At 28.9% G+C, this 25652-nt stretch carries 28 protein-coding genes and 1 pseudogene; 23 read left to right on the top strand and 6 right to left on the bottom strand.

Features of this window, described 5'->3' with window-relative positions:
* Positions 1-3: 3 nt before the first annotated feature.
* The gene (locus KIB46_RS13880; protein WP_156561149.1) at positions 4-687 is read left to right on the top strand and encodes a sugar phosphate nucleotidyltransferase; all 684 of its coding nucleotides are present in this window, start codon (positions 4-6) and stop codon (positions 685-687) included.
* Between the two features lie 60 nt (positions 688-747).
* Here KIB46_RS13880 and KIB46_RS13875 read toward each other — a convergent pair whose 3' ends face one another.
* On the bottom strand, positions 748-906 hold the full coding sequence (locus tag KIB46_RS13875) for a hypothetical protein (protein ID WP_156561148.1): 159 nt from the start codon (positions 904-906) through the stop codon (positions 748-750).
* Positions 907-1046: 140 nt separating this feature from the next.
* On the opposite strand from KIB46_RS13875, the gene KIB46_RS13870 reads away from it, so the two are divergent.
* The 4 genes from KIB46_RS13870 to KIB46_RS13855 all read left to right on the top strand — a co-directional run bounded on the left by KIB46_RS13870 (position 1047) and on the right by KIB46_RS13855 (position 3183).
* A complete protein-coding gene (locus KIB46_RS13870; RefSeq protein WP_291672650.1) occupies positions 1047-1601 on the top strand; it encodes an ECF transporter S component in 555 nt (184 codons plus the stop codon).
* Between the two features lie 199 nt (positions 1602-1800).
* On the top strand, positions 1801-2166 hold the full coding sequence (locus KIB46_RS13865; RefSeq protein ID WP_291672648.1) for a transposase zinc-binding domain-containing protein: 366 nt from the start codon (positions 1801-1803) through the stop codon (positions 2164-2166).
* Between the two features lie 29 nt (positions 2167-2195).
* Positions 2196-2963, top strand: coding sequence for a transposase (locus tag KIB46_RS13860; RefSeq protein ID WP_363290420.1), 768 nt, complete (start codon positions 2196-2198; stop codon positions 2961-2963).
* Positions 2908-3183: a hypothetical protein gene (locus KIB46_RS13855; RefSeq protein ID WP_291672646.1), complete on the top strand. Its 276-nt coding sequence runs from the start codon at positions 2908-2910 to the stop codon at positions 3181-3183. Before KIB46_RS13860 ends, KIB46_RS13855 begins: the two co-directional genes overlap by 56 nt.
* Positions 3184-3391: 208 nt before the next feature.
* Here KIB46_RS13855 and KIB46_RS13850 read toward each other — a convergent pair whose 3' ends face one another.
* Positions 3392-3553, bottom strand: a complete 162-nt coding sequence (locus KIB46_RS13850; protein ID WP_156561302.1) for a zinc-ribbon domain-containing protein — start codon at positions 3551-3553, stop codon at positions 3392-3394.
* Between the two features lie 148 nt (positions 3554-3701).
* Positions 3702-4784, bottom strand: coding sequence for a GerAB/ArcD/ProY family transporter (locus tag KIB46_RS13845; protein WP_156561303.1), 1083 nt, complete (start codon positions 4782-4784; stop codon positions 3702-3704).
* A 93-nt stretch (positions 4785-4877) separates the two neighbouring features.
* On the opposite strand from KIB46_RS13845, the gene KIB46_RS13840 reads away from it, so the two are divergent.
* The 5 genes from KIB46_RS13840 (at position 4878) to tyrS (ending at position 10779) form a co-directional block, all read left to right on the top strand.
* Positions 4878-6299, top strand: coding sequence for a spore germination protein (locus tag KIB46_RS13840; RefSeq protein ID WP_291672642.1), 1422 nt, complete (start codon positions 4878-4880; stop codon positions 6297-6299).
* Positions 6280-7395: a Ger(x)C family spore germination protein gene (locus tag KIB46_RS13835; protein WP_156561305.1), complete on the top strand. Its 1116-nt coding sequence runs from the start codon at positions 6280-6282 to the stop codon at positions 7393-7395. Before KIB46_RS13840 ends, KIB46_RS13835 begins: the two co-directional genes overlap by 20 nt.
* Before the next feature lie 136 nt (positions 7396-7531).
* A complete protein-coding gene (locus KIB46_RS13830; RefSeq protein ID WP_156561306.1) occupies positions 7532-8611 on the top strand; it encodes a sensor domain-containing diguanylate cyclase in 1080 nt (359 codons plus the stop codon).
* A gap of 394 nt (positions 8612-9005) precedes the next feature.
* Positions 9006-9416 (top strand): hypothetical protein, encoded by a 411-nt coding sequence (locus tag KIB46_RS13825; protein WP_156561307.1) that lies wholly within the window; start codon positions 9006-9008, stop codon positions 9414-9416.
* A gap of 142 nt (positions 9417-9558) precedes the next feature.
* The gene (tyrS, locus tag KIB46_RS13820) at positions 9559-10779 is read left to right on the top strand and encodes a tyrosine--tRNA ligase (protein WP_156561308.1); all 1221 of its coding nucleotides are present in this window, start codon (positions 9559-9561) and stop codon (positions 10777-10779) included.
* Between the two features lie 82 nt (positions 10780-10861).
* On the opposite strand, the gene KIB46_RS13815 is transcribed toward tyrS, so the two are convergent.
* Positions 10862-11491: a TrkA C-terminal domain-containing protein gene (locus KIB46_RS13815; protein ID WP_156561309.1), complete on the bottom strand. Its 630-nt coding sequence runs from the start codon at positions 11489-11491 to the stop codon at positions 10862-10864.
* Positions 11492-11619: 128 nt separating this feature from the next.
* On the opposite strand from KIB46_RS13815, the gene KIB46_RS13810 reads away from it, so the two are divergent.
* The 4 genes from KIB46_RS13810 to KIB46_RS13795 all read left to right on the top strand — a co-directional run bounded on the left by KIB46_RS13810 (position 11620) and on the right by KIB46_RS13795 (position 14509).
* Positions 11620-11982: a hypothetical protein gene (locus KIB46_RS13810; protein WP_291672637.1), complete on the top strand. Its 363-nt coding sequence runs from the start codon at positions 11620-11622 to the stop codon at positions 11980-11982.
* An 8-nt stretch (positions 11983-11990) separates the two neighbouring features.
* A complete protein-coding gene (locus KIB46_RS13805; protein WP_291672635.1) occupies positions 11991-13487 on the top strand; it encodes a hypothetical protein in 1497 nt (498 codons plus the stop codon).
* A 64-nt stretch (positions 13488-13551) separates the two neighbouring features.
* Positions 13552-13815 (top strand): EscU/YscU/HrcU family type III secretion system export apparatus switch protein, encoded by a 264-nt coding sequence (locus KIB46_RS13800; protein ID WP_049179480.1) that lies wholly within the window; start codon positions 13552-13554, stop codon positions 13813-13815.
* 7 nt (positions 13816-13822) lie between these two features.
* The gene (locus tag KIB46_RS13795; RefSeq protein ID WP_156561311.1) at positions 13823-14509 is read left to right on the top strand and encodes a metallophosphoesterase; all 687 of its coding nucleotides are present in this window, start codon (positions 13823-13825) and stop codon (positions 14507-14509) included.
* Positions 14510-14585: 76 nt separating this feature from the next.
* On the opposite strand, the gene KIB46_RS13790 is transcribed toward KIB46_RS13795, so the two are convergent.
* Positions 14586-15548 carry a methyl-accepting chemotaxis protein gene (locus KIB46_RS13790; RefSeq protein ID WP_156561487.1) on the bottom strand — a complete coding sequence of 321 codons (963 nt, stop codon included), beginning with the start codon at positions 15546-15548 and terminating at the stop codon, positions 14586-14588.
* 124 nt (positions 15549-15672) lie between these two features.
* A pseudogene (locus KIB46_RS13785) lies at positions 15673-16199 on the bottom strand (DUF2225 domain-containing protein).
* A 241-nt stretch (positions 16200-16440) separates the two neighbouring features.
* Here KIB46_RS13785 and KIB46_RS13780 point away from each other — a divergent pair.
* The 9 genes from KIB46_RS13780 to KIB46_RS13740 all read left to right on the top strand — a co-directional run bounded on the left by KIB46_RS13780 (position 16441) and on the right by KIB46_RS13740 (position 25531).
* On the top strand, positions 16441-17235 hold the full coding sequence (locus KIB46_RS13780; RefSeq protein WP_156561488.1) for a GTP pyrophosphokinase family protein: 795 nt from the start codon (positions 16441-16443) through the stop codon (positions 17233-17235).
* Between the two features lie 110 nt (positions 17236-17345).
* Positions 17346-18125, top strand: coding sequence for a hypothetical protein (locus KIB46_RS13775; protein WP_156561489.1), 780 nt, complete (start codon positions 17346-17348; stop codon positions 18123-18125).
* 15 nt (positions 18126-18140) lie between these two features.
* Complete coding sequence (locus KIB46_RS13770; protein WP_156561490.1) at positions 18141-19217, top strand: AAA family ATPase; 1077 nt, start codon at positions 18141-18143, stop codon at positions 19215-19217.
* Between the two features lie 17 nt (positions 19218-19234).
* Positions 19235-20581: a VWA-like domain-containing protein gene (locus KIB46_RS13765; RefSeq protein WP_291672631.1), complete on the top strand. Its 1347-nt coding sequence runs from the start codon at positions 19235-19237 to the stop codon at positions 20579-20581.
* Between the two features lie 64 nt (positions 20582-20645).
* Positions 20646-21302, top strand: a complete 657-nt coding sequence (locus KIB46_RS13760; RefSeq protein ID WP_156561492.1) for a hypothetical protein — start codon at positions 20646-20648, stop codon at positions 21300-21302.
* A gap of 391 nt (positions 21303-21693) precedes the next feature.
* A complete protein-coding gene (locus tag KIB46_RS13755; RefSeq protein ID WP_291672629.1) occupies positions 21694-22728 on the top strand; it encodes a galactose ABC transporter substrate-binding protein in 1035 nt (344 codons plus the stop codon).
* Positions 22729-22816: 88 nt separating this feature from the next.
* Complete coding sequence (gene mglA / locus KIB46_RS13750; protein WP_156561494.1) at positions 22817-24316, top strand: galactose/methyl galactoside ABC transporter ATP-binding protein MglA; 1500 nt, start codon at positions 22817-22819, stop codon at positions 24314-24316.
* 16 nt (positions 24317-24332) lie between these two features.
* Positions 24333-25355, top strand: a complete 1023-nt coding sequence (gene mglC, locus KIB46_RS13745; protein WP_156561495.1) for a galactose/methyl galactoside ABC transporter permease MglC — start codon at positions 24333-24335, stop codon at positions 25353-25355.
* Positions 25356-25363: 8 nt separating this feature from the next.
* On the top strand, positions 25364-25531 hold the full coding sequence (locus tag KIB46_RS13740) for a hypothetical protein (protein ID WP_291672625.1): 168 nt from the start codon (positions 25364-25366) through the stop codon (positions 25529-25531).
* The last annotated feature ends 121 nt before the right edge of the window (positions 25532-25652 follow it).

Raw genomic sequence — 25652 nt, 5'->3', positions numbered from 1 at the left:
ATTATGAGAGCAATATTATTAGCAGCGGGAATGGGAACAAGATTGAGACCGCTAACATTAGAAACACCAAAATCATTAACAATTGTAAATAATGAACCTTTAATTGAAAGGCAAATTAGATTTTTAAAAGAATGTGGAATTAATGAGATTGTTGTTGTAACAGGATATTTAAAAGAAAAATTTGAATATTTAATTGATAAGTATGGAGTGAAATTGGTAAATAATGATAAGTATGATGTGTATAATAATATATATACAATGTATTTAGTAAAAGATTATTTATCAGATAGTTATGTTATAGATGCAGATGTATATATAAATAAGAACTTTTTTATTCAAGAACCTAAAAGTTCATTATATTTTTCAGCTTATAGAGAGAAGTTCTTTAATGAGTGGGAAATACAGTTTAATGATGAGAAATATGTTGAAAAAATATCTGTTATAAATGAAGGAAGCGGCTATATATTATCAGGAGTTTCATATTGGAAAAAAGAAGATTCTAAAATAATTGTAGCAATGTTAGAAAAAGCAATTAATGAAGGTGGATTTGATAAATTATATTGGGATGATATAGTAAGAGAAAATGTTGATAAGCTTAATTTGAAAATTGAAATGCTTGATAGTAGTGATATATATGAAATTGATTCTTTAGAAGATTTACAAAACGTAAAAGCAATAGTTGAATAAATGTAAGAAAAGTATGACTGTTAAATGTTAGTCATACTTTTTGTTTGTATATAAGGCAAATTAACTTTTTTCTTTTCTTCTATTTTGGATGAGAGATAGTATAAAAACACCAAATGCAATTATGATTATTAAATTAATTGAAACTTCTCCGTACTCTAGTATAAGAAATGATAGAGCTAGAAAAATTACTAATCCTAGTAGCCATTTAGCTACCTTCATAAATATCCCTCCTTACATGTATTAATATTATTATGTTCATAATCTTAAAAAAGATACATAAACATTGTATCGGTATATTTGCAAAAGATATTTGTTAAAAATATAATGCTTTATATAAATAAATTAAGGGGGTTATATATATGTATAATATTAATAGTAGAACTAGGGATTTAATTCTTACAGCTTTAATGATTGCATTTGTATTTATAGCAACTATGATTATAAAGATACCTACTGTAGGTGGTTATGTGCATCTTGGTGATTGTATGGTATTTTTATCAGTTGTAGTACTTGGGAAAAAAAGAGGGGCTTTTTCAAGTGCTGTAGGTATGGCTTTAGTTGACATTACATCTGGATACTATGTATGGGCACCATTTACATTTGTTATTAAGTGGGGAATGGCATATATAGCTGGAGCTGTTCTTGAAAAATTAAACAATGGTGAAGAACATAAAATGATAAAAAAGGATGAAGTTATTGCCTTTTCTATAGGTGGAGTATTTATGGTAATAGCCTATTTTTTAGCAGGAGCTATTATAGCTGCTTTTTTAACAGGCAATGTAGGATTGATTCAGGGGCTAGTATTAGCAGCTAAAGATATAGGCACTAATATCGTTCAAGTTTCTGTTGGAATAGTATTAGCTATGCCTTTAAGTTTGATATTAGTACCAATAAAGAAAAGAATATTTAATTAGAATATCTAAGTTTGATCTAAGTGTAACTCAGAGAATTTTTCAAAAGTTTTATAATTTCAGCAGTCCATAGTGATTATCATCTGTGTATGTTTTGGTTTGGCGATTAAATCATAACACGGAATAACACACTATGGATTTTTTTTATTCTTTAGGAAGTTATATTTATGGACAAGTTGTGGATAACTTATAAAATATAGATATGGATATTAAAGAGAAGATAACAGTAAAAGATATATTAAAAGATAATTATAATAAATTTAAGAATACGTATTGGTGCATGGTTCCGCAACAGATGCGAGAGCATATTGATAATGCAGTGATAAAAGCATTGAAGTGTAGTGATATAAAATATGGATTTGCTGAATACAAATGTGAAAAGTGTGGAGATAGTACGAAAGTACCACTTACATGTAAAAGTAAGTTTTGTAATAGATGTGGTAGATTATATACAATGAAATGGGCAGAAAAACAAAGAGATAATATGTTAAGAGTTATACATAGACACAGCGTATTTACAATTCCAGAGGAATTAAGAAGCTTTTTCTATAAAAAAGAGAATTATTAAAAGAGCTTCAAGATGGAGTATATGAAGTAATTAATTATTGGTATAACAAAAAGAAAAGTTCAAATTTTGAAGTTGGAGTAATTTCCGTATTACATACATTCGGAGGAGATTTGAAGTGGAATCCACATGTGCATGCTTTAGTAACAGAAGGTGCTATAGATAAAAATTCTAATAAAACTAGAAGACTAATTAGCTATCTTTATAAGACATATACTAAAGGTTTTTATGTAAACGCAAAGAGAAAATTATATGATAAAAGACAGGCAGTAAAATATATAGGTAGATATCTTGCGAGAGCCGCGATAGCGGAATATAGAATAATTAAGTACGAGAATAATAGAATAAGATTTTGGTATGAAGATCATAATGATGGTCAAAAAAAGGTTATAGAGTGTGATGTGCTAGATTTTATAGGTAAGATTACTCAACATATAGCTCCAAAAGGATTTAGAATGGTTAGAAGATATGGTGCATATTCGAGGAGAAATAATAAATTAGCTAAAAATATTATACATCTTTATAATTTTGTAAAACAAAGAAATATTAATGAATTGTTGAAAGAAAAGAGTAAGGCAAATGAAATAAAGAAAAGTTGGAAAGAAAGAATCATAGAAAACTTTAATAAAAATCCATTAAGTTGTAATAGATGTGGAAATGAAAAATTCTTATGGAAAATATGGCATAAGGATTATGGTGTGATATATAATATTAGGGAATCAAGTAATAGAAAGGATATATTATATGAACCTAATAGAAGTAAAGTACACAGAAAAATATTACAAGTATCATTGTTATAAATGTAAATATAATGAATGGGCTCCTGCCGACATCGTAGATGAGTTTGCAGATATGGATAAATATTGTGAAAGTGAATATGATGAGTGCCAAGAGAAGAAAAGGAATGGAATGCCAGTAATGGTGTGCCCTAATTGTGATGCGGATTTTTATTACTTAGGAAAAAGTAAAATAAAAGAAGGCTCATACTTCGTTGATGAAGATGAACCTATGCTATTTTAATACTCATAGTCCACGAAGTTGATTTTATTATACGAGGAAATTATAAAATTTAAATTAGCTATAAACCTTACCTTTAGTACGCGTGGGGTGGATATTTGTTTTGATGTGACTTGGAGCTTGCGACGGAACAAGCAAAATAAATATCCGCTACACCTTTTTTATAAAAAAGCTCTAGTCAATATGACTAGAGCAAAATAAACATATTAAATTATCTTCTAGAATTCATTTTTTGAGCTTTTCTTGCTCTTCTGCAATCAGGGCATCTTACAGGATCATTTTCAAATCCTTTTTCTTTAAAGAATTCTTGTTCACCTACAGTAAATATGAATTCCTTTCCACAATCTTTACATATAATATTCTTATCTTCCATTGATAAACCTCCTTAAAATTCATAGGATTATTTGACTTGATAATAATACCTCTCTTGAATTTTAAAGGGAAGTCTTAGTATCGATAGAAAAACACCTACTTATTTTTATTATATTTATTATACCATAATTGGAATTAAATTCAATGAACTATTTGTATATTTTAACAGATTTTTTGTGTTTAAAGTAATGGGTAGTAAAGGCTACTACAGGGATTATGATAAATGGTATAAGCAAAAATCCTTGCAATAATTTCAGTGAATAAAACAGAAAGTACTGACTTTCTGTTAAGTACCATGAACATATGAAAACAAGAACACTGAATATACCTATAAATACTTTTTTGTTTTTTATTTTATCTTCATATAGTAATAGGATTCCATAAGAAGATAATAGATATTTTATAAACCACATGCATACGCTTCTAAATATATAAAATATCTCACCAAATTCTAAAAAATGTGCAATTTGTACTCTTTGGGCCTCAACATATTCTGGGTAGAATATGTTTCCTGCCCTTGCAGGACCAAAGAAAGTAATTATAGAAATAAGTGAACTTATAACTAGAGAAACACAAATAATTAAAGAAAGAGAAACATCTGTTTTCAATCCTTTTTCCTTTGCTAAGAATTTCAAGAAAGGAAAAGAGATAGCTACTGAAGAAAGTGAACCAAGAACTAAAAATATGCATATCCAATTTCCTTTAGTCATACCTTCTCCTAATATTGGAAGTAAATAATTAAAATCCAAATATTTACTTACTAATGCTAATAAAGCCACATCCCCAACTAATGTAAGTGTTACAGTAATAATTACTAATATCAGAATTGTGTTCATTTGCTTTGTTAATATATATGCTGCAGGAATTATCAAAAACAATAAGCAATACCAATTAGGTGTAGAAAGAAAGAAATTAGTGTGTATAGAACTTGCCTCTACAGAAGCAGATTCAACAGCACATGAAAATAATCCTACTGCAAATATAAACATATATATTTGCCCCAACCAATTTGATGATGAAAAGAAAATATCTTTTATATTAAATGTTTGAGATTTAATGCAAATATTTAAGAGATACATTGTAATAACTATAAAAATTATTGAAGCAAAAAAAGCAATAATCCAAGTATCTCTTCCCCCTAAGCGGACAAATATAGAGCTATAGCTTCTAAGGGCTATCATGCTACATCCTAATATAAAAAACATAAAATGTTTACTTGATAATTTATCCATAATTAATACTGCCTCCTTTTAATTCAACATTAGTATTAACAAAAAAGGGAATATTAAACCTTCATAGAGGAATAATATCTTTGGGTGATGCTTATGAAAAAAGATATAGAATATGTGAAAAAGAGATTTGAGGGTGCATTTGACGTAAAATATAGGGAGATTATGACTTCATTAGGATTATGCACTTTAGTCTTTATAGATGACTTATGTAGTACTCAATTTATAAGTGAGTATATTGTTACGCCTTTAGGTAAGAAAGATTATAAATGTTGGAGCGTGGAAGATGTAATTCCTAATGTTTTAGGGATAAATATTGCAAACTACGCAAAGGATGTTGAAGATGCAATTTTGCATGTATTATCAGGAGACGTGGTTTTATTATTTAATGACCATGAAAAAATAATTTATTGCGAAGTTAAAGGTTTTGTAAGAAGAGGGGTAGGTATACCAGTTACAGAGTCAGTAGTTAAAGGACCAAGAGAAGGGTTTACAGAATTATTTGTAGATAATGTTTCTTTAATTAGAAGAAAAATAAAAAACTCTGATTTAAAGTTTGAACCTATATATGTGGGTAATAAGAGTCAAACTGTTGTCTGTATTTCTTATATAAAAGGAATTGCACCAGACTATTTAATTGATCATGTAAAAGAGATAGTAAATAAATTAGATTTAAAATTTATATTAGATACTAATTATATTGAAGATGCTCTTAGAAAGAAGAAAAGTGTATTTGATACAGTAGGATATACTGAAAAGCCAGATGAAGTAGCAGCTAAAATGTTAGAAGGAAGAGTTGCCATATTAGTTGATGGTACTCCATTTGTTATAACTGTACCATATTTCTTTTTAGAAAACTTTCAAGCACCAGACGATTACTACTTAAATAAATATTTTGTGAATTTCACAAGGGTAATTAGGTGGATTGCATTTTTCTTAGCTACATTTATGCCAGGTTTGTATGTTGCAATTTTAACTCATCATTTTGCATTAATACCATCCTTATTTGTATTTAGGTTAGCTGTTTCTAGAGCTGGAGTTCCATTACCTACAATAGTAGAGGTATTAATCATGATGGTGGCCTTTCAATTAATAAAGGAAGCAGGATTAAGGCTTCCGCAGCCAATTGGTGGAGCAATGAGTATAGTTGCAGGTTTAATATTAGGTGATGCTGTAGTTGGCGCAGGTATAGCTTCAAGAATAACAATAATTGTAGTAGCAATTAGTACATTAAGTTATTTCTTAACACCTAAGTTATATGGAGCTATGTCCATATGGTCTCTTATTATAACTGTAGTAAGTTCTATGTTTGGATTGCCAGGATTCTTTATAGTGGCGTTAGTTTTAATTGCAAAATTAGCAGATTTAGATACTGGGGGATATTCTTATTTGTTCCCTCTTGGTAGCATAGAAACATATAAGTTTAAAGATATTATATTTAGAGGCGATTTAAGGCATATATCACAACATGTAGTAGAAAAGGGAGGGGAAGATAATAATGAAAAGAAAACTAGCTAGCATTTTATCTATTATTATCTTTTCAATTTTATTTATAGGTTGTTTTAACTATAGAGAAATAAATAAAATTACATTTGCAACATCAATAATATTTGATAGAGATGAATACGATAATGTAATTTTATACATAGACTGTGTAAGACCATATAGAAATGCCAATGAAAGTTCAGATAAAGGTAGACGAATTATCTTTAAGGGAACAGGTAAAACTTCATTAGAAGCTATTAGGGAAATGAATGTAAAGTCAAGTAATAGAATAAACTTTAGTCAAGTAAGAGCTTATATATTTACAGAACAAGCAGCAAGAAAAGGTGTGAAAAAGTATATAGACTTAATTAATAATGATCAAGAGTTTGGGTTTAAACCCTATATGTTTACGTATTTTGGAGATATAAATACTTTGTTAGATGTTACTAGCAATGATGAAGAATATCTTGGATTATATTTAGATCAACTAGTAGAGAAAAATAGAAGTAATGCAAAAGTAATTAGTGCAAATGTTAATGATTATATAACAAAAAGCTTAGTGGGAAGCAATATAAGCTATATGGGTGCTTTTATTATAAATGATGATGCCTTAGATAAGAAAATAGAGTTAAATGGTGGAGTTATAATGAAAGATAACCATATGATAGATAGATTAGAACAAAAGGATGCAGTAAGTTACAATCTTTTAACTAGGAGAGTAAATGATGGTACTTTAGAAATTCCTAATCCAGATGAAAAAGATAAGTTTGTTACATTAGATATATTAGAAGATAATCTTGAGACAAAGGTAAGAATAGATGGAGATAAAGTAATATTAGAAAAGAATATAAATTTAAAGGTATCTATAGGTGAAATACAAGGAAGCTTAATTGTTGATGAAGAAGCTTTAGAAACTTTAAAAGTTGATGAAGAAGAAAAAATAAAGATATATTTAAATGATTTCTTTAAGAATTATAAGGAAAAAGGAATAGATATATTAGGAGTTAGGAGGTTAGTAGATGAATATTATCCCCAAAATAGTGTTGAAGATATATTAGGCTCCACAGAATTAAATTTAAATATTGACCTAGTGATAGATGGAAGCAGTTTAGTTAGAGATAGCTTATAAAAATTATATAATTAAAAGAAATTTTAATAAAAAATTAGATATTATTGAAAATAAATGGTAAATAAAGTATTATAATATGTATATGGAGTACTTGAATTATATTATAGTTTCCATCCATATTAGGTGGGGTGTTAAAATGGGAGAATATAAAGAAAGATATGAGAAGCTAAAGAAAGAATATGAAACATATCAAAGTTTTGTTGAACTGCAAATACAAAAGTTATCTAATAGAAATATGAAATTAGAAAAAGATATGAATGCTTTAACAAATATTGTTGAAATAAGCAAATACATAAATTCATTTTTAAGTGATGAAAATCTAATTGCTATGATAAATGATATGGTTCTTGGTTTATTGGGCGTTTCTAAATCAACAATTTTACTAGAGGAAAATGGTGAGTTAGTGGTTAAAGCTACTAATATAAAAGAGAAGGATATTTGTTGGAGTAGTGATGAATATAATTATATAAGAGTAGGAAAGAGCTATCTTATAAATTCTAAAGATCCAATTAGAGTCTATAGTGAATATGATTTAGAAATACGATCAGCAATGGGAATGCCTATAAAAATTAGGGATAAATTTATAGGTTTCATAGTTGTAGAACATAGCGTTTTTAATTTCCTAGATTTAGAGCATGAAAAGTTTTTAAGGTCAATAGCAAATCAAATTGCTGTTGCAATAGAAAATTCTATGCTTTATAGGGAGTTACAGCAGACTGCAAAAATGGACCCATTACTTGGAGTATATAACAGGAAGTGTTTTTTTCAAGTTGTAGAAAAGCGTAATAAAGAAAATCCAGGTAAAGAATATGCAATAGTAATGGTTGACTTAGATAACTTCAAAAAGTTTAATGATACATATGGTCATCAATTTGGAGATGAAATATTAATTAGAACAACTGAAGTAATAAAAAGTATGTTAGAACCTGATGATATAATAGCACGTTATGGTGGTGAAGAGATTATAATATATATTAACAACGTCTTAAGTGTAATGGATGTTTATAATAGAATAGAAGCCATAAGAGAGTGTGTTGAGAATAATAAAGTTATAAAAGACAATGTAGCAAGAAGTGTTACAGCGAGTTTTGGTATAGGATATTATCCTAATGATGGAAAAGATATAAATGAAGTAATAAAAGTAGCAGATAAGTTTTTATATAGAAGTAAAGCAATGGGAAAGAATATGGTATTAATATCAGATTTTTTGAAGTAGAAAAAAAGCACTCTTATTTATAGGAGTGCTTTCATTGCATATAAGTAAAATAGATTTTTAAATATGAATTTAAATGATAAATATTTTAAAAAAATGGGAATATATATTAGTAAGGATGATAAAAGTTTCCTGACAGAAAGTGCAGGTATAATTTGTGTTGATAAATATTATCCTGTTTAAGGTGAAATAGAATTGGTGAAAATGTAGCTGTATATGAAGTGATTATTTGGAAATTAATAACTGTATAGAGGTGGTAATAAATTAGGGGATTAGGGTAGTATTTTTTATGTATTAGAAAAAGGATATTTTTAATTTAAATTACAAAAGTATTCTGAATATTATATGGTTAGTCTAACGATTTATATCGTAAAAAAATAAATAAGGAGTGGTCCTAATGATTCAAGTATTTTGTAACAAGAGAGGCTCAGGAAAAACTAAGAAGCTAATTGATTTAGCAAATGGCCAGTTATTAAGATCTAAGGGGGATTCAGTTTATATTGATGATGATTCCAGTTACATTAGGCAGGTGGACAGAAGGATTAGATTTATATCAACAGAGGAATTTGGCATAATGGATTGTGAAAGTTTCTATGGTTTGATTTGTGGGATTATTTCAGAAAACTATGATATAGAAAATATCTATATTGATGGGGTTTTAAACATTGTTTCATGTGGTATAAAGGATACAGCTTATTTATTTAAAAAAATATATGATTTATCAAATAAATACAATTTTAATGTGTATATGAATATTAATTATGCAGAGGAAGAGATACCAGAGTTTATTAAAGAATACGTCGCTTAAAATGAAAACAATTACGTTTTATATAGATTAGGTTTAAAAGAGAGGGGGAAGCCCTCTCTTTTTCTTTCTTGATAAAAGAGGTCATTAAGGTTATACTAATAAATATATATTGAAAAATGGAATTGTATTAGGAGGTAAAAAAATGTCTAATGTATTAGATGAGTTATTGGATCGTGGATACATAAAGCAATTTACTCATGAAGCGGAAACAAGAGAGTTGCTAGAAAAGGAGAAAATAACTTTTTATATAGGATTTGATCCAACAGCTGATAGTTTACATGTTGGTCATTTTATAGCGTTAATGTTTATGGCTCACATGCAAAGAGCTGGACATAGACCAATTGCTTTACTTGGTGGTGGAACTGCTATGGTAGGAGACCCAAGTGGTAAAACTGATATGAGAAAGATGCTTACAAAAGAGCAAATACAACATAATGTTGATTCTATTAAGAAGCAAATGGAAAGATTCATAGACTTCTCAGATGATAAAGCTATATTAGTAAATAATGGAGATTGGTTATTAAATCTTAACTATGTTGATTTCTTAAGAGATGTTGGTACTCACTTCTCTGTAAATAGAATGTTATCAGCGGAATGTTTTAAACAAAGATTAGAAAAGGGATTATCTTTCTTAGAATTTAACTATATGCTAATGCAAGGATATGATTTTTACGTATTAAATCAAAAATATGGCTGTAAAATGCAATTAGGTGGAGACGATCAATGGTCTAATATGATTGCTGGTGTTGAGCTTGTTAGAAGAAAGGCACAAGGAGAAGCTTTTGCAATGACTTGTACTTTATTAACTAACAGCCAAGGTCAAAAAATGGGAAAAACAGTAGGGGGAGCTTTATGGTTAGATGCTGAAAAAACATCACCATTTGATTTCTATCAATACTGGAGAAATGTTGATGATGCAGATGTAGAAAAGTGTTTAGCGTTATTAACATTCTTACCAATGGATGAAGTAAGAAGACTTGGTTCACTTGAAGGTGCTCAAATAAATGAAGCTAAGAAGGTTCTTGCATATGAAGTAACTAAGTTAGTTCATGGAGAAGAGGAAGCTAAAAAAGCTCAAGATGCAGCTAATGCTTTATTCTCTGGTGGAGCAGATATGAGCAATGTTCCAACAGTTACTGTATCAAGAGATGTACTAGGAACTTCACTTCTTGATGTTTTAGCTAACAATAAGATAGTTCCATCTAAGTCAGAAGGAAGAAGATTAATTCAACAAGGTGGATTGTCAATTAATGGCGAAAAGGTTGTTGAGGTATCTAGAGTATTAACAGAAGAAGACTTTAAAGACGGTTCTGCTTTAATAAAAAGAGGTAAAAAGAATTATAATAAAATTGAATTAGCATAGTTTATATTATATGGATTTCATAAAAATTATAAAGAAGTGGGCTGTTGCACTAAATAATTAGTGCAACAGCCCCTTTTTACGTCTATTTTACCTGGGAAGTTATATAGTTATTTACATTTTCAATTACTTCACTTTCACCTACATAGACAATAATATCTCCATTTTTTATAGCAAGATAAGGTCCTGGTGACAGATACAATTTACCTTCTCTCTTAACTCCAATTATTGTAGCACCTGTATTATTCCAGAAATTAAGTTCACCTAAGGTTTTTCCAATAATTAAGCTGTTAGGCTCTACTAAGCTTTCGTAAGGAACTATTAACCCTACATTTCTAAGCTGGGTAGCAAATTCAATAAGATCATTAATTTTATTTTCAAGTTTACTTTCAAGTTCCTTTTTTTCTTCAATTATTGAATATATATCATGCTTAATTGTAGCAAATTCATTTTTTGTTTTAAATTTTTCAAGAAATGAACCAGCATTAGTTTTGCTTTTTATAGTTATACCACTTTTTTCTTCAACAACTACTACGTCCATATCCTGTAGTAAAGCGATAGATCGTCTTATAGTTTCAGGAGAAACATTATAAATGCCAACTAGAGTTGAACGACCAGATAGTTTTTTACCTTCAATAAAGTCACCATTTACTATTCTTGATGCTATATCTAATGCAATCTTTAAATAGGCAGGTGAATTTGTTCGCCTTGACATGATGATACCTCCACATAACTTTTATATAATAAATTCTATCATATAAAGATTAGAAATAATAGTATGTTAAATATTTACTACTTAAGCACGATAAATATAATATTAAATAGAGAATGAGGGAATGAATTATGCCTGCAATTTGGAATGTAAATAGTAGTTATAATGTAAATAATAAAAAATATTCAAGTAAGTTAACTTTTGAAGTAGGAGAAAAATTTAGTGGGAGAATTATTTCCAAGGGTGAAGGAAATGAAGTCACAGTAAAACTTGCTGATGGATGGCAATTTTCTGCAACTATAGATGGAAATATAGAAAGTGAAGAAAATATTCCTTTGCAATTGCAAGTTGAAGGATATGAAGAGGGAAAGTTAAAGTTAAAAATAATTAAGAAAGAAGTAGGGACTAATAATTCTTCTAATGATAGTTTTTCAGAAGTTATAGATAAAGAGGGGTTAGGTAAGGTTGATGTAGATATATTAAAAAAATGGTGAAATATAATATGCCATTGACTAGAGAAAATATAACTTTTCTTAAGAGTTTGCTGCAATTCAATACAAAGATTAATATTGACAATAGTGAGATTGATAATTTTATATTAAAATATATTGATAGTAAAGGAATAAGCGGAGAAAGTGAGCAAGGAAAACAAATAATAAATACCCTAAAAGAGTTTTTTATTAATTTTAAGAATATGAAGCCAGAAGAAATATTGTTTTTCTTGGAGAATAATATTAAATTAACATCTGAAAATATAGAAAGCTTTAAAAAACTATTCAGTTCTAATGGAAGTACAGTAAAAGAATTTTTTGATAATATAAGAAATGATTTTGCTGGTATTGGAGTAGAAATGAAAGAATTAGAAGACAATATTTTAAATTCTAAAATTGGAGAAAATCATCTAGATAACTCTCTTAAGAATTTTAGTGAAGAAATAAATAAAGATAAATTAGGATATAATTCTTTAGCGTCTAAGTTATATGATTCTAATGATATGTTAAAAGCAAAAGTAAGTATGTTGGCAGTTCTTAAGTCTATGACTGGTGGAGATGACAATTTATTAAGAGATCTTATAAAAGATATTTTAATAGGAAAAAAAGAGCAGTTTACAACAAATGAATATAATACTGCTTTAGCTAAGATAAATAATTTATCGGATGAAGAATTTATAAATATAGTAAAAGATGTATTGGGAAAAAATAGAGAGCTAAAAGAAATTTCAAAGGATACTGTTAATATTGTTTTACGTAGTTTGCTTAGAAAAGATATAGAAGTGGGAGAAGCAGAACTAAGAAAGATACAAGATGTTATAGAATATAAATTTCAAAAATTTGAGTTAAATAATGAATTGGGTAAGGAAGATAAATTAATAGGCAATAATATTGCTAACAATATAATAACTACCTTAGAACAGGAAGTTATTATAGAGGAGAACAAAAAAATAGTATCTGCAAATGAGCTTATAAAAAATGATATTAATAAAAAGATAGATGGTATAAAAGACATAATAAAAGAACTTTTAATAGCATCTAAAGGGGAAGGCGAAGGAGCAAATAAAGTAATTCAATTACTTAAAAATAATATAAGTGAATTTAAAATGTTTAATACTATCAGTAATGAGTATTATTATTTAGATGTTCCAATTAATAGAGAAATGAGTGAATATCCTTGTAAGTTAATTATCAAGGATAATAGAAAAGATGGAAAAAAGATTGATAAAACTGATGTGAAAATAGTGGTAACAGTAAAAACCATTAATTTAGGAGTAGTAGATGGATTCCTGTCTGTAAAAGATAAAAGCTTAGATGTTGAGTTAAAATGTGATAAAAATTATATGAAGGTTTTAGAACTATCAAAGAGTAAATTATCAAATGATTTGCAGAAATTAGGGTTTAATATTAATATTAAAGTATCTATGAAAGAAGAAGAGATAAGCTTAGCTAGTTGTAGAGAGTTCTTTAACGATAAAGCTATGAATGGAATAGATATTAAGGTTTAGAATGTTGATTGACCAGATAGAGTTAAGGATATAATATAAAAGAGAATCATTTTAGGGGGATAACATGAAGCAAAGAAGAAAGGCTGCAGCTTTAACTTATGAACAAGGTTTTGATGCACCAGTTGTTAGTGCAGCAGGGGTAGGAGTAATAGCAGATAAAATAATAGAGAAAGCAGAATCAAATGATGTTCCTATTGTTTATAATAAAGAACTTACAGATCTTTTATGCAATGTAGATGTAGGTGAATATATTCCACCAGAGTTATACGATGCTGTAGCTCATGTTATTGCTTATATTACTGATTTAGATAAACTAATAGAAAGGTGATTACTTAATGGCAATTTATGCTATATCAGATTTACATTTAGCTTTTAGTTCAGATAAACCTATGGATATATTTGGTGAGAAGTGGGTACAACATGATGAGAAAATAAAAAATAATTGGATAGAAAAAGTTACTGAAGATGATTTAATCTTAATTGCTGGAGATATATCTTGGGCTATGAATCCAAGTGAAAGTAAGGAAGATTTAGATTGGATTGATAAGTTACCTGGAAAAAAGATTATTTCTAAAGGGAACCATGATTATTGGTGGGGAAGTATAACCAAATTAAATAAATTATATGAGACCACCAAGTTTCTTCAAAATAACTTTTATGTATATGAAGATTATGCAATTTGCGGCACTAGAGGATGGATATGTCCAGGCTCAGATAAATTTACATTAAAGGATGAAAAAATATATTTAAGAGAATTAATTAGATTAAGATTATCTTTAGATGCAGCTAAAGGCGCTGGGTATAAAAAGATTATAGTGATGTTACATTACCCTCCAACAAATGAGAAGTTTCAAGAGTCTGAAGTACAAAAAATATTAAAAGAATATAATGTAGAGAAAGTAATTTATGGTCATTTGCATGGGGTGGCACTATCACGTGTTTTAAATGGAAATATTGATGGAGTTGAATATATATTAACATCAGCAGATTTTATAAACTTTTCTCCTAAAAGGATATTATAAAAGAAGGTTTGAAATAAACCTTCTTTATTTATATATTTATATATTGGTATATTTATATGTTGATATATTTATATATTTATTTAGCGACTTTTTTGGCTAATGAATTTAAAGTTGAATTAAATTCTTCAATGTTACTTGTTTGAATATCCATTGTTGCAGCAATTTCTTCAGCTAAGGCAGTATGTTCTTGAGAAATAGAATTCGCTTTTTCTACTGCAGTTAATACATCTTCCTTTTGAGCTGAAGCCATAGCAAGGTTTTCTATACAATCATTAATTTCATTAGTAGCATCGTCTATAGAAGACTTTATACATTGGAAGCTATCTTTTGTTTCAGTTAAGGTTTTTTGTTGAATATTTATAGCTTCATTTCCTCTATTCATTGCTGTGGAAGCATTAAGTATATCCTTTTTAATTTCTTCAAGTATTTTAGTTATGCTTTGTACTGCTTGTTTAGAATTATCTGCAAGCTTTCTAACTTCACCTGCAACTACTGAGAAACCTTTACCAGCCTCCCCTGCTCTAGCAGCTTCTATAGCAGCATTTAGAGATAGTAAGTTAGTTTGTCCTGCTATTTGGCTAATAGAATCAGTAATTGTATTAACAGATTCTAACTTAGATACTAATTCATTTACTGTTGAGCTTGATACAGTAAATGCACTTTGTAAGTCATTTAAGGAAGAGTCTAATTTTTCAATAGAGGTGATACCTTTATTGGATAGTTCATCAGTATCATATACTTTAATTTGAACGTTTGTTACATTGTAGGCTAGTTTTTCCATACTGTTACTAAAGTCTCTAAGTATTGTTGCAGCAGTATCAATCTCTTGACTTTGAGAAACAGTAGCATTACTTAAAGTATTTACTGAATCAGTAACCTCATTTATGGATGAAGCAATATTATTGCTTGTATCTCTTAAAGAATTAATTTCTTGTTTTACTTGATCTGTTATTACAGATGAAGAATTTGATTCAGTAGCAGTATTTTCAACTGGTACATTAGAAGTGGGTATAGTTTTTTTATTTGTAAATAGTCCCATAATAATCCTCCTTTATATCCATTATATCCATGTAAAATGTATTATAACATAAAACTTGAAAAATTTACAAAATTCTCAAGTTCTATTGGCTTTTATTAAATCTGTACCTGTTCTATCAAGTTCTTTAACGCGATAGGAAGCACCATATTGTAGTGATTACTTTAGAATACCATTGGAGAGCTGTATCATTATAATTCAATCTCCTATTCAAGTCGCCAATTAAATAAGTTAGTGAATCACGATTAAGTCCATACATAGGAAAGTTTTCATTAATGTAGGCATTTTCGAATGTAGTTAATGCTTGAGAAAGATATTTTAATTCTTCTATATTATTATTTAATAATCTATACATCCAAGATATTTTTATTAATATCATTCCTATTGTGCTATTTGGCTTTTCAATAGATAAAGCAGTAATAAGAGTTAGCTTGTACTTTTCAATAGCTAGTTCTTCAGTCATAATATCTGGATATATTCTAGGTTTCCATTTAGATGCTATTTTTTTAAAGACTAAATCTTTTTGGTAATCCTTTATTTTAAGAAAATCTATTTCATTGCTGAATATCCACAGGAGTTACATATCCATACATCATAAAAATAAGGATTAATACTTTTATATCGTATAAAAAGGTGACTATCTTTAGATAATATTCTTGGAGATTTAGATTTTACACATTTGATTTCAAATTTACTTAATCAAACAGGGCAAGTTATTATTTTATCAAAAGTATGTTCTAGTATATCTAGTTGTTTCATTTACACACCTCTACATATTTCTGTAATATATATAAAATTATAACATAATAAAAAATTCATTAAAGATAAAAGGTTATCTACAATATTATAAGTTTTTGATATAATGTATCTGAAGGAATATACGAGGGTGATTTTTATGGCTATTAATGATTGGAAGAGTTTTCTTATGCCCTATGAGCAAGCAGTAGAGGAATTAAAGGTAAAGCTGAAAAGTATAAGAAAAGAATATAGAAGAAAAAATGAATATTCCCCTATAGAGTTTGTAACAGGCAGAGTAAAAGAAGTATCTAGTATTTTAGAAAAAGTAAATAAATTTGGAATTCCTATAGATAGAGTAGCATATGAGCTAGAGGATATAGCAGGAATAAGAATAATGTGTCAGTTTGTTGATGATATAGACACTGTTGTACAAATACTACGTGGTAGAAAAGATATGCAAATATTATATGAAAAAGATTATGTAATGAATGTTAAGCCTAGTGGATATAGAAGTTATCATATGATAATTAAGTATCCTGTTAATATGGCAAGTGGACCAGTAGAAATTTTAGCAGAATTTCAGATAAGAACTCTATCTATGAACTTTTGGGCAACAATTGAACATTCTTTAAATTATAAGTATAAACAACAGATACCTAAAGAATTAAAAGATAAACTAAAAAGTGCGGCAGATGCTGCTTTTAGGCTTGATGAAGAAATGCTTGAAATTAAAGATGAAATTAAAGATGCTCAGAAGTTGTTTGAGGTTAAGTCAGATATTATATCTAATATTATGAGTGGTATTCTTACATTAACATCTTTAGGCAGAGGATTAGAAGCAAGTAGGCATGAAAAGGCTTTAAATAAATTGATTGAGGATGGAGAAGTGTGGGAGTTAAATAATGTTCTTTATGCTATAAAGAAAGATATAGAAAAGTATAGAGACAGTTAGAAAAAGTTATTGCAAAATTTGCAATAACTTTTTATTTGTTAACTTTATTACTTGATAATAATTATTAAATAATATAAAATTATAATATATTATATTTTGGGAGAAAAGCAATGGAAGATAAAGTTTTATTAAAACAAGTAAAAGAAAATCCAATGATTATAGAAAACTTAGAAAATCCAAGTTATGAGATTTTGGAGGTAGCAGTTAAGAAAAATGGAATTGCTATTAAGTTTATAGATAATCCGTCTTTTGAATTAAAAAAGGAAGCAATAAAAAGCAATCCTTTATCAATAGAATATATGGAGAATTTAGAAGAAGAACTTCAAATAATGGCTGTAAAACTTCTTTGGAATTCACTAAAATTAATAGAAAATCCATCATATAAAGTGCAGGAAGAGGCTGTAAAGACAAAGGGATGGGCAATTCAATACATAGAAGACCCAAGTGAGGAACTATGTATTGCTGCGGTTGAAAATGATTATGATTCTATTAAATATATAAAAAATCCATCTGAAAATGTGCAGCTAAGAGCTATTGATAATTACTGGGGAGCTATACGATTTATAGATAATCCTTCATTAAGAGTAAATAGAGAAGCTATAATTAAAAGTGAAGAAGCAATTCACTTTATAAACAATTATGATCTGGATGATTTGAAGATTTTTATTGGAGATAACATAAATATAGTAAAGTACCTTTATGAGTCAATAGAACCTGAACTAGTAGTTGAAGTATTGGTAGAAAAGTTAGAAAAAGATGATATAGATGAAGAGTATATGAAAGACTTCTTAGATTTAGAGGTGCTTGAAATGGATAAAGGTAAATTAGTATGGGATTTTGGTAGTAAGAGAGCTAAAAAGCTAGTGGTAGATCACATACTTTCAAAATAATCAGGAGGAAGAAAAATGAAGTTTACAGAAGTATTAGACACAATTAAATTAGTAATAGAATCTAGAGAAGTACCTCTTGTTATAGGTGAAAGTGGAATAGGGAAAACAGCTTTAGCTCATAGAGTGGCTAAAGAATATAATTATCATCTAGTCACTATTGATGCTAACCTTTTAAAAGAAGGAGAAATTGGAGGACTTCCAACAGTAATAAATGGATTTACAGTATATGCTACTCATCATAAATTAGCTGAAATAAGTGAAGCAGTTAAAAAGGGGGAGGAAGTATTACTATTTATAGATGAATTAAATAGATGTGACCATGCGGTTCAGCAAGAACTTATGAATTTAATTCTTAATAGAGAAATTAATGGTTATAAATTAGATAAAGGTGTAAATATAATTGCTGCCATGAATCCATCTAACAGATATGAAGGCTTTTATGAAAGTGAGTATCAAGTTGTAGATATGGATCCAGCTCAAGAAGATAGGTTTGTTTGGTTACAAATGGAGTCAGATATTAAAGAATGGATAAAGTGGGGGATGAATAATGGAAATATACATCCTGATATAATTGAGTTTATATCTACATTCCCAGAATATCTTCATACACCAGGTTCAAGAGAAAGCTTAAAGGCTACTCCAAGAAGCTGGGAGAGAATATCAAAGGCTTATAAGTTATATAAAGCTAAAGGTTCTAGTTATTCAATAAATACCTTATTAAATGTGGTTAGAGGAAATGTAGGAGAAAGTATATCTACTGATTTTGCTAATTATATTTCTAATATTAAAAAGCCATTAATATCAATGGAAGATTTATTTGATCATGAAGTTTTACCAGTTGAATTAAGAGATGATTTATTAAATGAGTCTCATTCAAGATTATATATTTTAGCTAAAAATTGCTTAAACTATTTAGGGGATAACATGAAAGATTCAAATATAGAGTTATTCTCTGATTTATTAATGGTATATCCTAGAGATTTAAGATTAGGAATAATGAAAGAGATAAAGAAGGATTATCCTAAAGATTTATATGAAAAATTGTTAGATTGTGATGGATTTATAGATGCTTTCTTTAATATTTATCTATAGTCTGAATAGGTGAGAATATGACTTTTATGGAAGAAAGAGATGCCTTGTTTAGCAAGGCATTAAAAATTGAAAATAATGAAGATATAAGAGATGACTTTAAAAGAGAATTTTTTGCCCTTGTTGGAAAAGTAATAATAGATATGCTTAGTAGTGAAGACAACTTCTTTGGTGGCTTTATGATAAAGATTGAAAGAGAAATAAGAGTTGATATTACATGGCCATTGGCAACAATACCAAAGATAAATGGGTTTACTATGTACTTTAATCCATTATTATTTCTACAATGTGATAAAAAAGAAATGGCAGCTTTATTTAAGCATGAAATATATCACATGATGTATATGCATTATGAAAGAGTAAATGATCTAAAAAATAAATATAGTAATGAAGTAATATCAATGGCTATAGATATTTCTATAAATCAGTTTGTAAAGAACATGCCAATGGAATCTTATAGGATAGATAGAGTAAATAGAGAATTTAATATTGAATTGAAAGAAAACAGAAGTATTGAGGAGTATTCAAAAGAAATCCAAAAGGCTATTGAAGAACGAATAGAAAAGTCATCAAAGGATAAGAACAGTGATACTATAGCAAGGGAAGTAGATATTGCTAAGGCTCATGAAATTTGGGATAACATAGATATAAGTGATAATAGTGTAAAAGAAAATGTAAAAAAGATAGCTTTAAGTCTGAAAAGTAGTGGAAAACCAGATGAGATATTAAAGCTAATAAGTAAATTTGAAGAAAAAGAGGAATTGTCATGGCAGAACATACTTAAGAGAATGATTCCTACTGTTAAATCAGGTTATAGAAAAACAATAACCAGAAGAGATAGAAGACAGCCTGATAGAATGGATTTAAGGGGAAAGCTTGCAAATCATATTCCTGAATTAATTATAGCTATAGATATTAGTGCTAGTATGACTGATGAGGATATAAGAAAGATAATGGTAGAAATATTAGCTATAGTAAGAAATAGAGAAGCTAAAATTACTGTAGTAGAATGCGATAATGAGATTAGAAGAGTATATGCCTTAAGGTCTCCTAAGGATATAAAGTCAAGGTCAGAAAAGAATGGTTCAACTGCATTTTCTCCAGTTTTTCAATATATTAGAGAAAAGAATTTAAATGATAGCATCGTCATATACTTTACTGATGGAGTTGGTGAAAAGGAATTAAAGGTTAATCCATTAAATAAAAAAATTATTTGGGTGTTAACAGGGAATGAAGAAATTTCATTAAAAAATCCATTAGGTGAAATACAAAGAATAAATAAAAAAAGCAAGATAAATGAAGAAAAAGTTTTTGCATTAGATTTAGTAAGAGAAGTAGTAAGAGATATGAATAGAGAAACAACTTAGAAAGTAACTATGGTTAAAAGGGGAGTTTTATGATAAAATTAAATAAAATAGGAGGGGGTCTAATATGTTTAAGAAGGTCAGAAGACCTGGTGACTATATGTTATTTGTAGTTGTTATTTTATTGATAAGTTTTTTGGTAAACGTTTATATTTCTATATATAATTATAAATTTAAATATAGGGTTGGTAGAGAATCATATACCAATATAGAAAAGATTAAATCTACAAATAAAACTAATAATGAAATACTAAATAATGCTATAAAGATTGGTTCCTTAGATAACATGGAGTTATTGAAATTATATAAAAATTATGGTGAGTTATCTGATAGTATGGTTAGCCTTTGGGATGAATATTCTTTTTATGAAGAAAATATATCCGTATTAGATTTTAGTAAGAAAAAGATAGATAAAAATAATGTAGTATTTAATGATATATATGGAACTATAGAAGAATATTTTAGAAGTTTAATGTACGAAGAGATGAAAAACCAATCATATAAAGTTGAATTAACAGGAAAAACATTAGAAAACTTTAATTCTATACTGATAATATCTAATAAGATAGATAGCTATTATGATGAATTTTATAATAAAAACTTATCTTCAGTAGATATAGAGGATAGAGAAAAAACTATTATAAAAAACTATTACTGGATAGAGATGTTAGAAGATATAAATGAAATTAATCAAAAGTACATAAATAGTGAGTTTACACATTAGAGAGCTTTAAGGCTCTCTTTTTTATTCTTTAGGAAATTATATCTATTATTAAATTGTAGATAACTTCAACAATTTAGCGATATATGCCCCTGCAAGATTTTCCTCAGGCAAGCTTCGGAAATGCAGATGGGCGAAAAAAATCGACGGCTCCACAGTCGCCTTGGCGATTTTTTTATTACCTTTAGTAGGAATGGTGGGATATTTGTTTTGATGTGACTTGGAGCTTGCGACGGAACAAGCAAAAAAAATATCCCCCCCACCTTTTATATAACATCTTAGAAATTCGATAAAAGTGCTAAGAATTTTGTATGGAGTAAAAAGGAAATTAGAATTAAAATGAAAACGTAATCAAGATTTCAAAAAATTTCAATTATGGATGGAGGGTAAAAAAATGAGAAAGATTAAAAAATTACTTGCTATGGCTACAGCAACATTAATGATTGGTGGCTTATTTGTTGGATGTGGAGGCAAAGATGGTGGAAGTACAGCATCTGGTGATCCAGTAAAGGTAGGAGTATTCCTATATAAATTTGATGATACTTACATTTCAACAGTACGTCAAAGCTTACAAGAAATTCAAAAAGAAAATGAAGGTAAGGTTGAATTTGAATTTATTGATGGTAAAGGTGATCAATCAATACAAAATGATACTATAGATACAATATTACAAAAAGATATTGATTTGTTAATGGTAAACCTTGTTGATATAGGTGCAGCACCAACTGTACTTAATAAAATAAAGGATGCTGGTAAACCAGTTGTATTCTTTAACAGAGAACCAGCTGCAGATGTAGTGAAATCTTATGATAAAGCTATGTTCGTAGGAACTAATGCACAAGAAGCTGGTGTTTTACAAGGTAAAATTCTTGCAGATCAATGGAAAGCTAATCCGGCATTAGATAAGAATGGCGATGGGGTTATGCAATATGTAATGCTTAAGGGTGAACCTGATAATGCAGAAGCTGTTGCAAGAACTAAGTACTCTGTATCTACTATAAATGATGCTGGAATTAAGACAGAGGAATTAGCAAATCAAGTTTGTAACTGGCAACAAGATTTAGCTCAAACTAACATGGAAGCATGGTTGTCAAGATATGGTGACGGAATTGAAGTAGTTATTTCTAATAATGATGGTATGGCTCAAGGTGCAATAGCAGCTCTTCAAGCAGCAGGATATAACAATGGAGATGCAGCTAAGACTATTCCTGTCGTAGGTGTTGATGCAACAGCAGCAGCTCAAGATTTAATCTCTAAAGGATTTATGACAGGTTCTGTTCTTCAAGATGCTCCAGCTATGGCAAAAGCCCTTTATGAATGCGGTATGAATTTAGCAGATGGTAAGAGTGCTACAGAAGGTACTGAATATAAGTTTGATGATACAGGTGTAGCAGTTCGTATTCCTTATCAAGAATATACTAAGAAATAGTTTTTAAAGAAGTTAGTTAAAAGTTGCACTGTATTTTTAAAATATAGTGCAACTTATAAAATATGCAAAAAGAGTGGTGAAAGCAGTTATGGAAAAATCGAAGTATGTGTTAGAGATGATTGATATATGCAAAAGCTTTCCAGGGGTAAAGGCCTTAGACCATGCACAACTTAAGGTACGTCCTGGTACTGTACATGCATTAATGGGCGAAAATGGTGCAGGTAAATCGACATTAATGAAATGTTTATTTGGTGTTTATATAGAAGATGAAGGAAAGATTTTAATAGATAATAAAGAATGTAAATTCTCAAATCCAAAACAAGCAATGGAAAATGGTGTTTCGATGGTACACCAAGAATTAAATCAAGTTTTGCAAAGAGATGTAATGGATAATATATGGCTTGGAAGATATCCAAGTAAAAATGGAATTGTAAGTCAGAAAATAATGTACGAAGAGACTAAAAAAATCTTCGATGATTTAGAGATAGATGTTGATCCAAGAGAAAAAATGGCCAAGCTTTCTGTTTCACAAAGACAAATGGTTGAAATAGCGAAAGCAGCTTCATATAATGCTAAGATTTTAGTACTTGATGAGCCTACTTCATCTCTTACTCAAGAAGAGGTTGATCATTTATTTAAAATAATGAATAAGCTTAAAGAAAAAGGATGTGGGCTTATTTACATATCTCATAAGATGGAAGAAATTCTTCAAATTTCAGATGATGTTACAATTATGAGAGATGGAAAGTGGATAGATACGTTGCCAGCAAAAGAGCTAACAACTGATAAAATTATTAAATTAATGGTTGGTAGGGATTTGACTCATAGATTCCCTCCTAAAACTAATAAGCCAGGAGAAACAATATTAGAAGTTAAGAATCTTACAGGTGAATATCAGCCATCAGTAATTGATGCATCTTTTAAATTAAGAAAAGGAGAAATTTTAGGAGTTGCAGGTCTAGTTGGATCTAGAAGAACTGAGTTAATAGAAACTATATTTGGAATAGCTCATAAGAGTAGTGGGGAAGTTCTACTACATGGAAAACCAGTAAATAATAAAGATTCAAGAGCAGCTATTAAAAATGGATTTGCACTATTAACTGAAGAAAGAAGAGCAACAGGTATATTCGGTGGATTAGACATAAAGTTTAATGCAACAATAGCCAATATTGATAACTATAGTAAATTTGGTGTCTTAGATAATAAAAAGATGACAGAAGATACTAAGTGGACAATCGATAGTATGAAGGTTAAAACTCCAACTCAAAAAACTGCCATTAGAAGTTTATCTGGAGGTAATCAACAAAAAGTAATTATAGGAAGATGGTTGTTAACAAATCCAGAAATACTATTGTTAGATGAGCCTACTAGAGGTATTGACGTAGGAGCTAAATACGAAATATATCAACTAATAATTGATTTGGCTAATAAAGGAAAAGGTGTAATTATGGTATCTTCAGAAATGCCTGAGTTATTAGGTATATGTGATAGAATTCTTGTAATGTCAAATGGAAGAGTTGCAGGAATAGAGGACACAGATAAATTAGATCAAGAAAAGATAATGACTTTAGCAGCTAAATATATTTAAGATTGAGGTGTAGAAGATGGAACAATCAAAAGTAAACAGAGAAAAGGTAACGAATTTTTTAGTTAATTATGCTTTATATATAGTTTTAGCAGCAATGATAGTATTCTTTATAATAAAAGAACCATCATTTTTATCAATTAGTAATTTTACAAAGATTTTAAGTCAAGCGTCAACTCGTGGTATCTTAGCACTAGGTGTTGCAGGACTTATAGTATTACAAGGTACAGACTTATCAGCAGGACGTATTTTAGGGTTAACAGCAATTGTATCAGCATCACTTTTACAATCTACAACTTATGCTGCAAGAATGTATCCTGATTTACCAGCATTACCATTAATACTACCATTATTAGCAGCAGTAATTATAGGTGGTATTTTTGGAGCGATTAATGGATTTGGTGTGGCTAAACTTAAAGTACATGCCTTCATTATTACATTAGGAACTCAGCTTATTGCTTATGGTATATCATGTTTATACATAGATAGACCTCCACTAGGAGCACAACCAGTTGCGAATTTAGATGAAAGATATACAAATTTTGTTAATGGGTCAATTAAGTTAGGACCAGTTGAACTTCCTTATTTAATAATATATTTAGCAGTTGTAGCAGTAATCATGTGGTTCATTTGGAACAAGACAAAGCTTGGTAAGAATATGTTTGCAATAGGTGGTAATCCAGAAGCAGCTGCTGTATCTGGTGTTAACTTAGCTAAGAACATAATGATAATATTCATAATTTCAGGTATTCTTTACGGTGTTGCTGGATTCTTAGAAGCAGGTAGAGCTGGTTCAACTACTACAGCTACTGGGTTAAACTACGAACTTGATGCTATAGCAGCATGTGTTGTAGGTGGAGTATCATTTACAGGTGGTGTAGGTACAATACCTGGAGTATTAATAGGTGCAGTACTTCTACAAGTTATTAACTATGGTCTTAACTTCATTGGAGTTAATGCTTATTGGCAATTTATAATTAGAGGTTTAATTATTATAGTAGCAGTTTCATTGGACGTTAGAAAATACCTAACTAAAAAGTAGGTGGTAGTATGAGTAATGAAGTTACAGATGAAAATGTGCCAGAAAAAGAAGTAAAAAAAGATTTTAGAGATTGCTTATATGGAAAGATAGATGTATCTGTTGAGAGTGTTGACAAATTTATATTTGGAGTTCTAGTTCTTTTAGGGTTCTCAATATTATTTGGAGTAATATTTTAATAGATAGTAAAGGAGCTGTCGTATTAGCGGAATAAAATCCGTTAGCGACAGCTCCTTTTTTCCTATTTTACGAATAACCTTTAGATATTATTTGTACTTAAACACATATTACTTAAAAATA

Origin of the sequence: Clostridium sp., from assembly GCF_018372875.1 — a bacterium.
Classification (GTDB): domain Bacteria; phylum Bacillota; class Clostridia; order Clostridiales; family Clostridiaceae; genus Clostridium.
The sequence above is the reverse complement of the archived record's forward strand: the minus strand, read 5'-3'. Positions and strand labels throughout refer to the sequence as shown.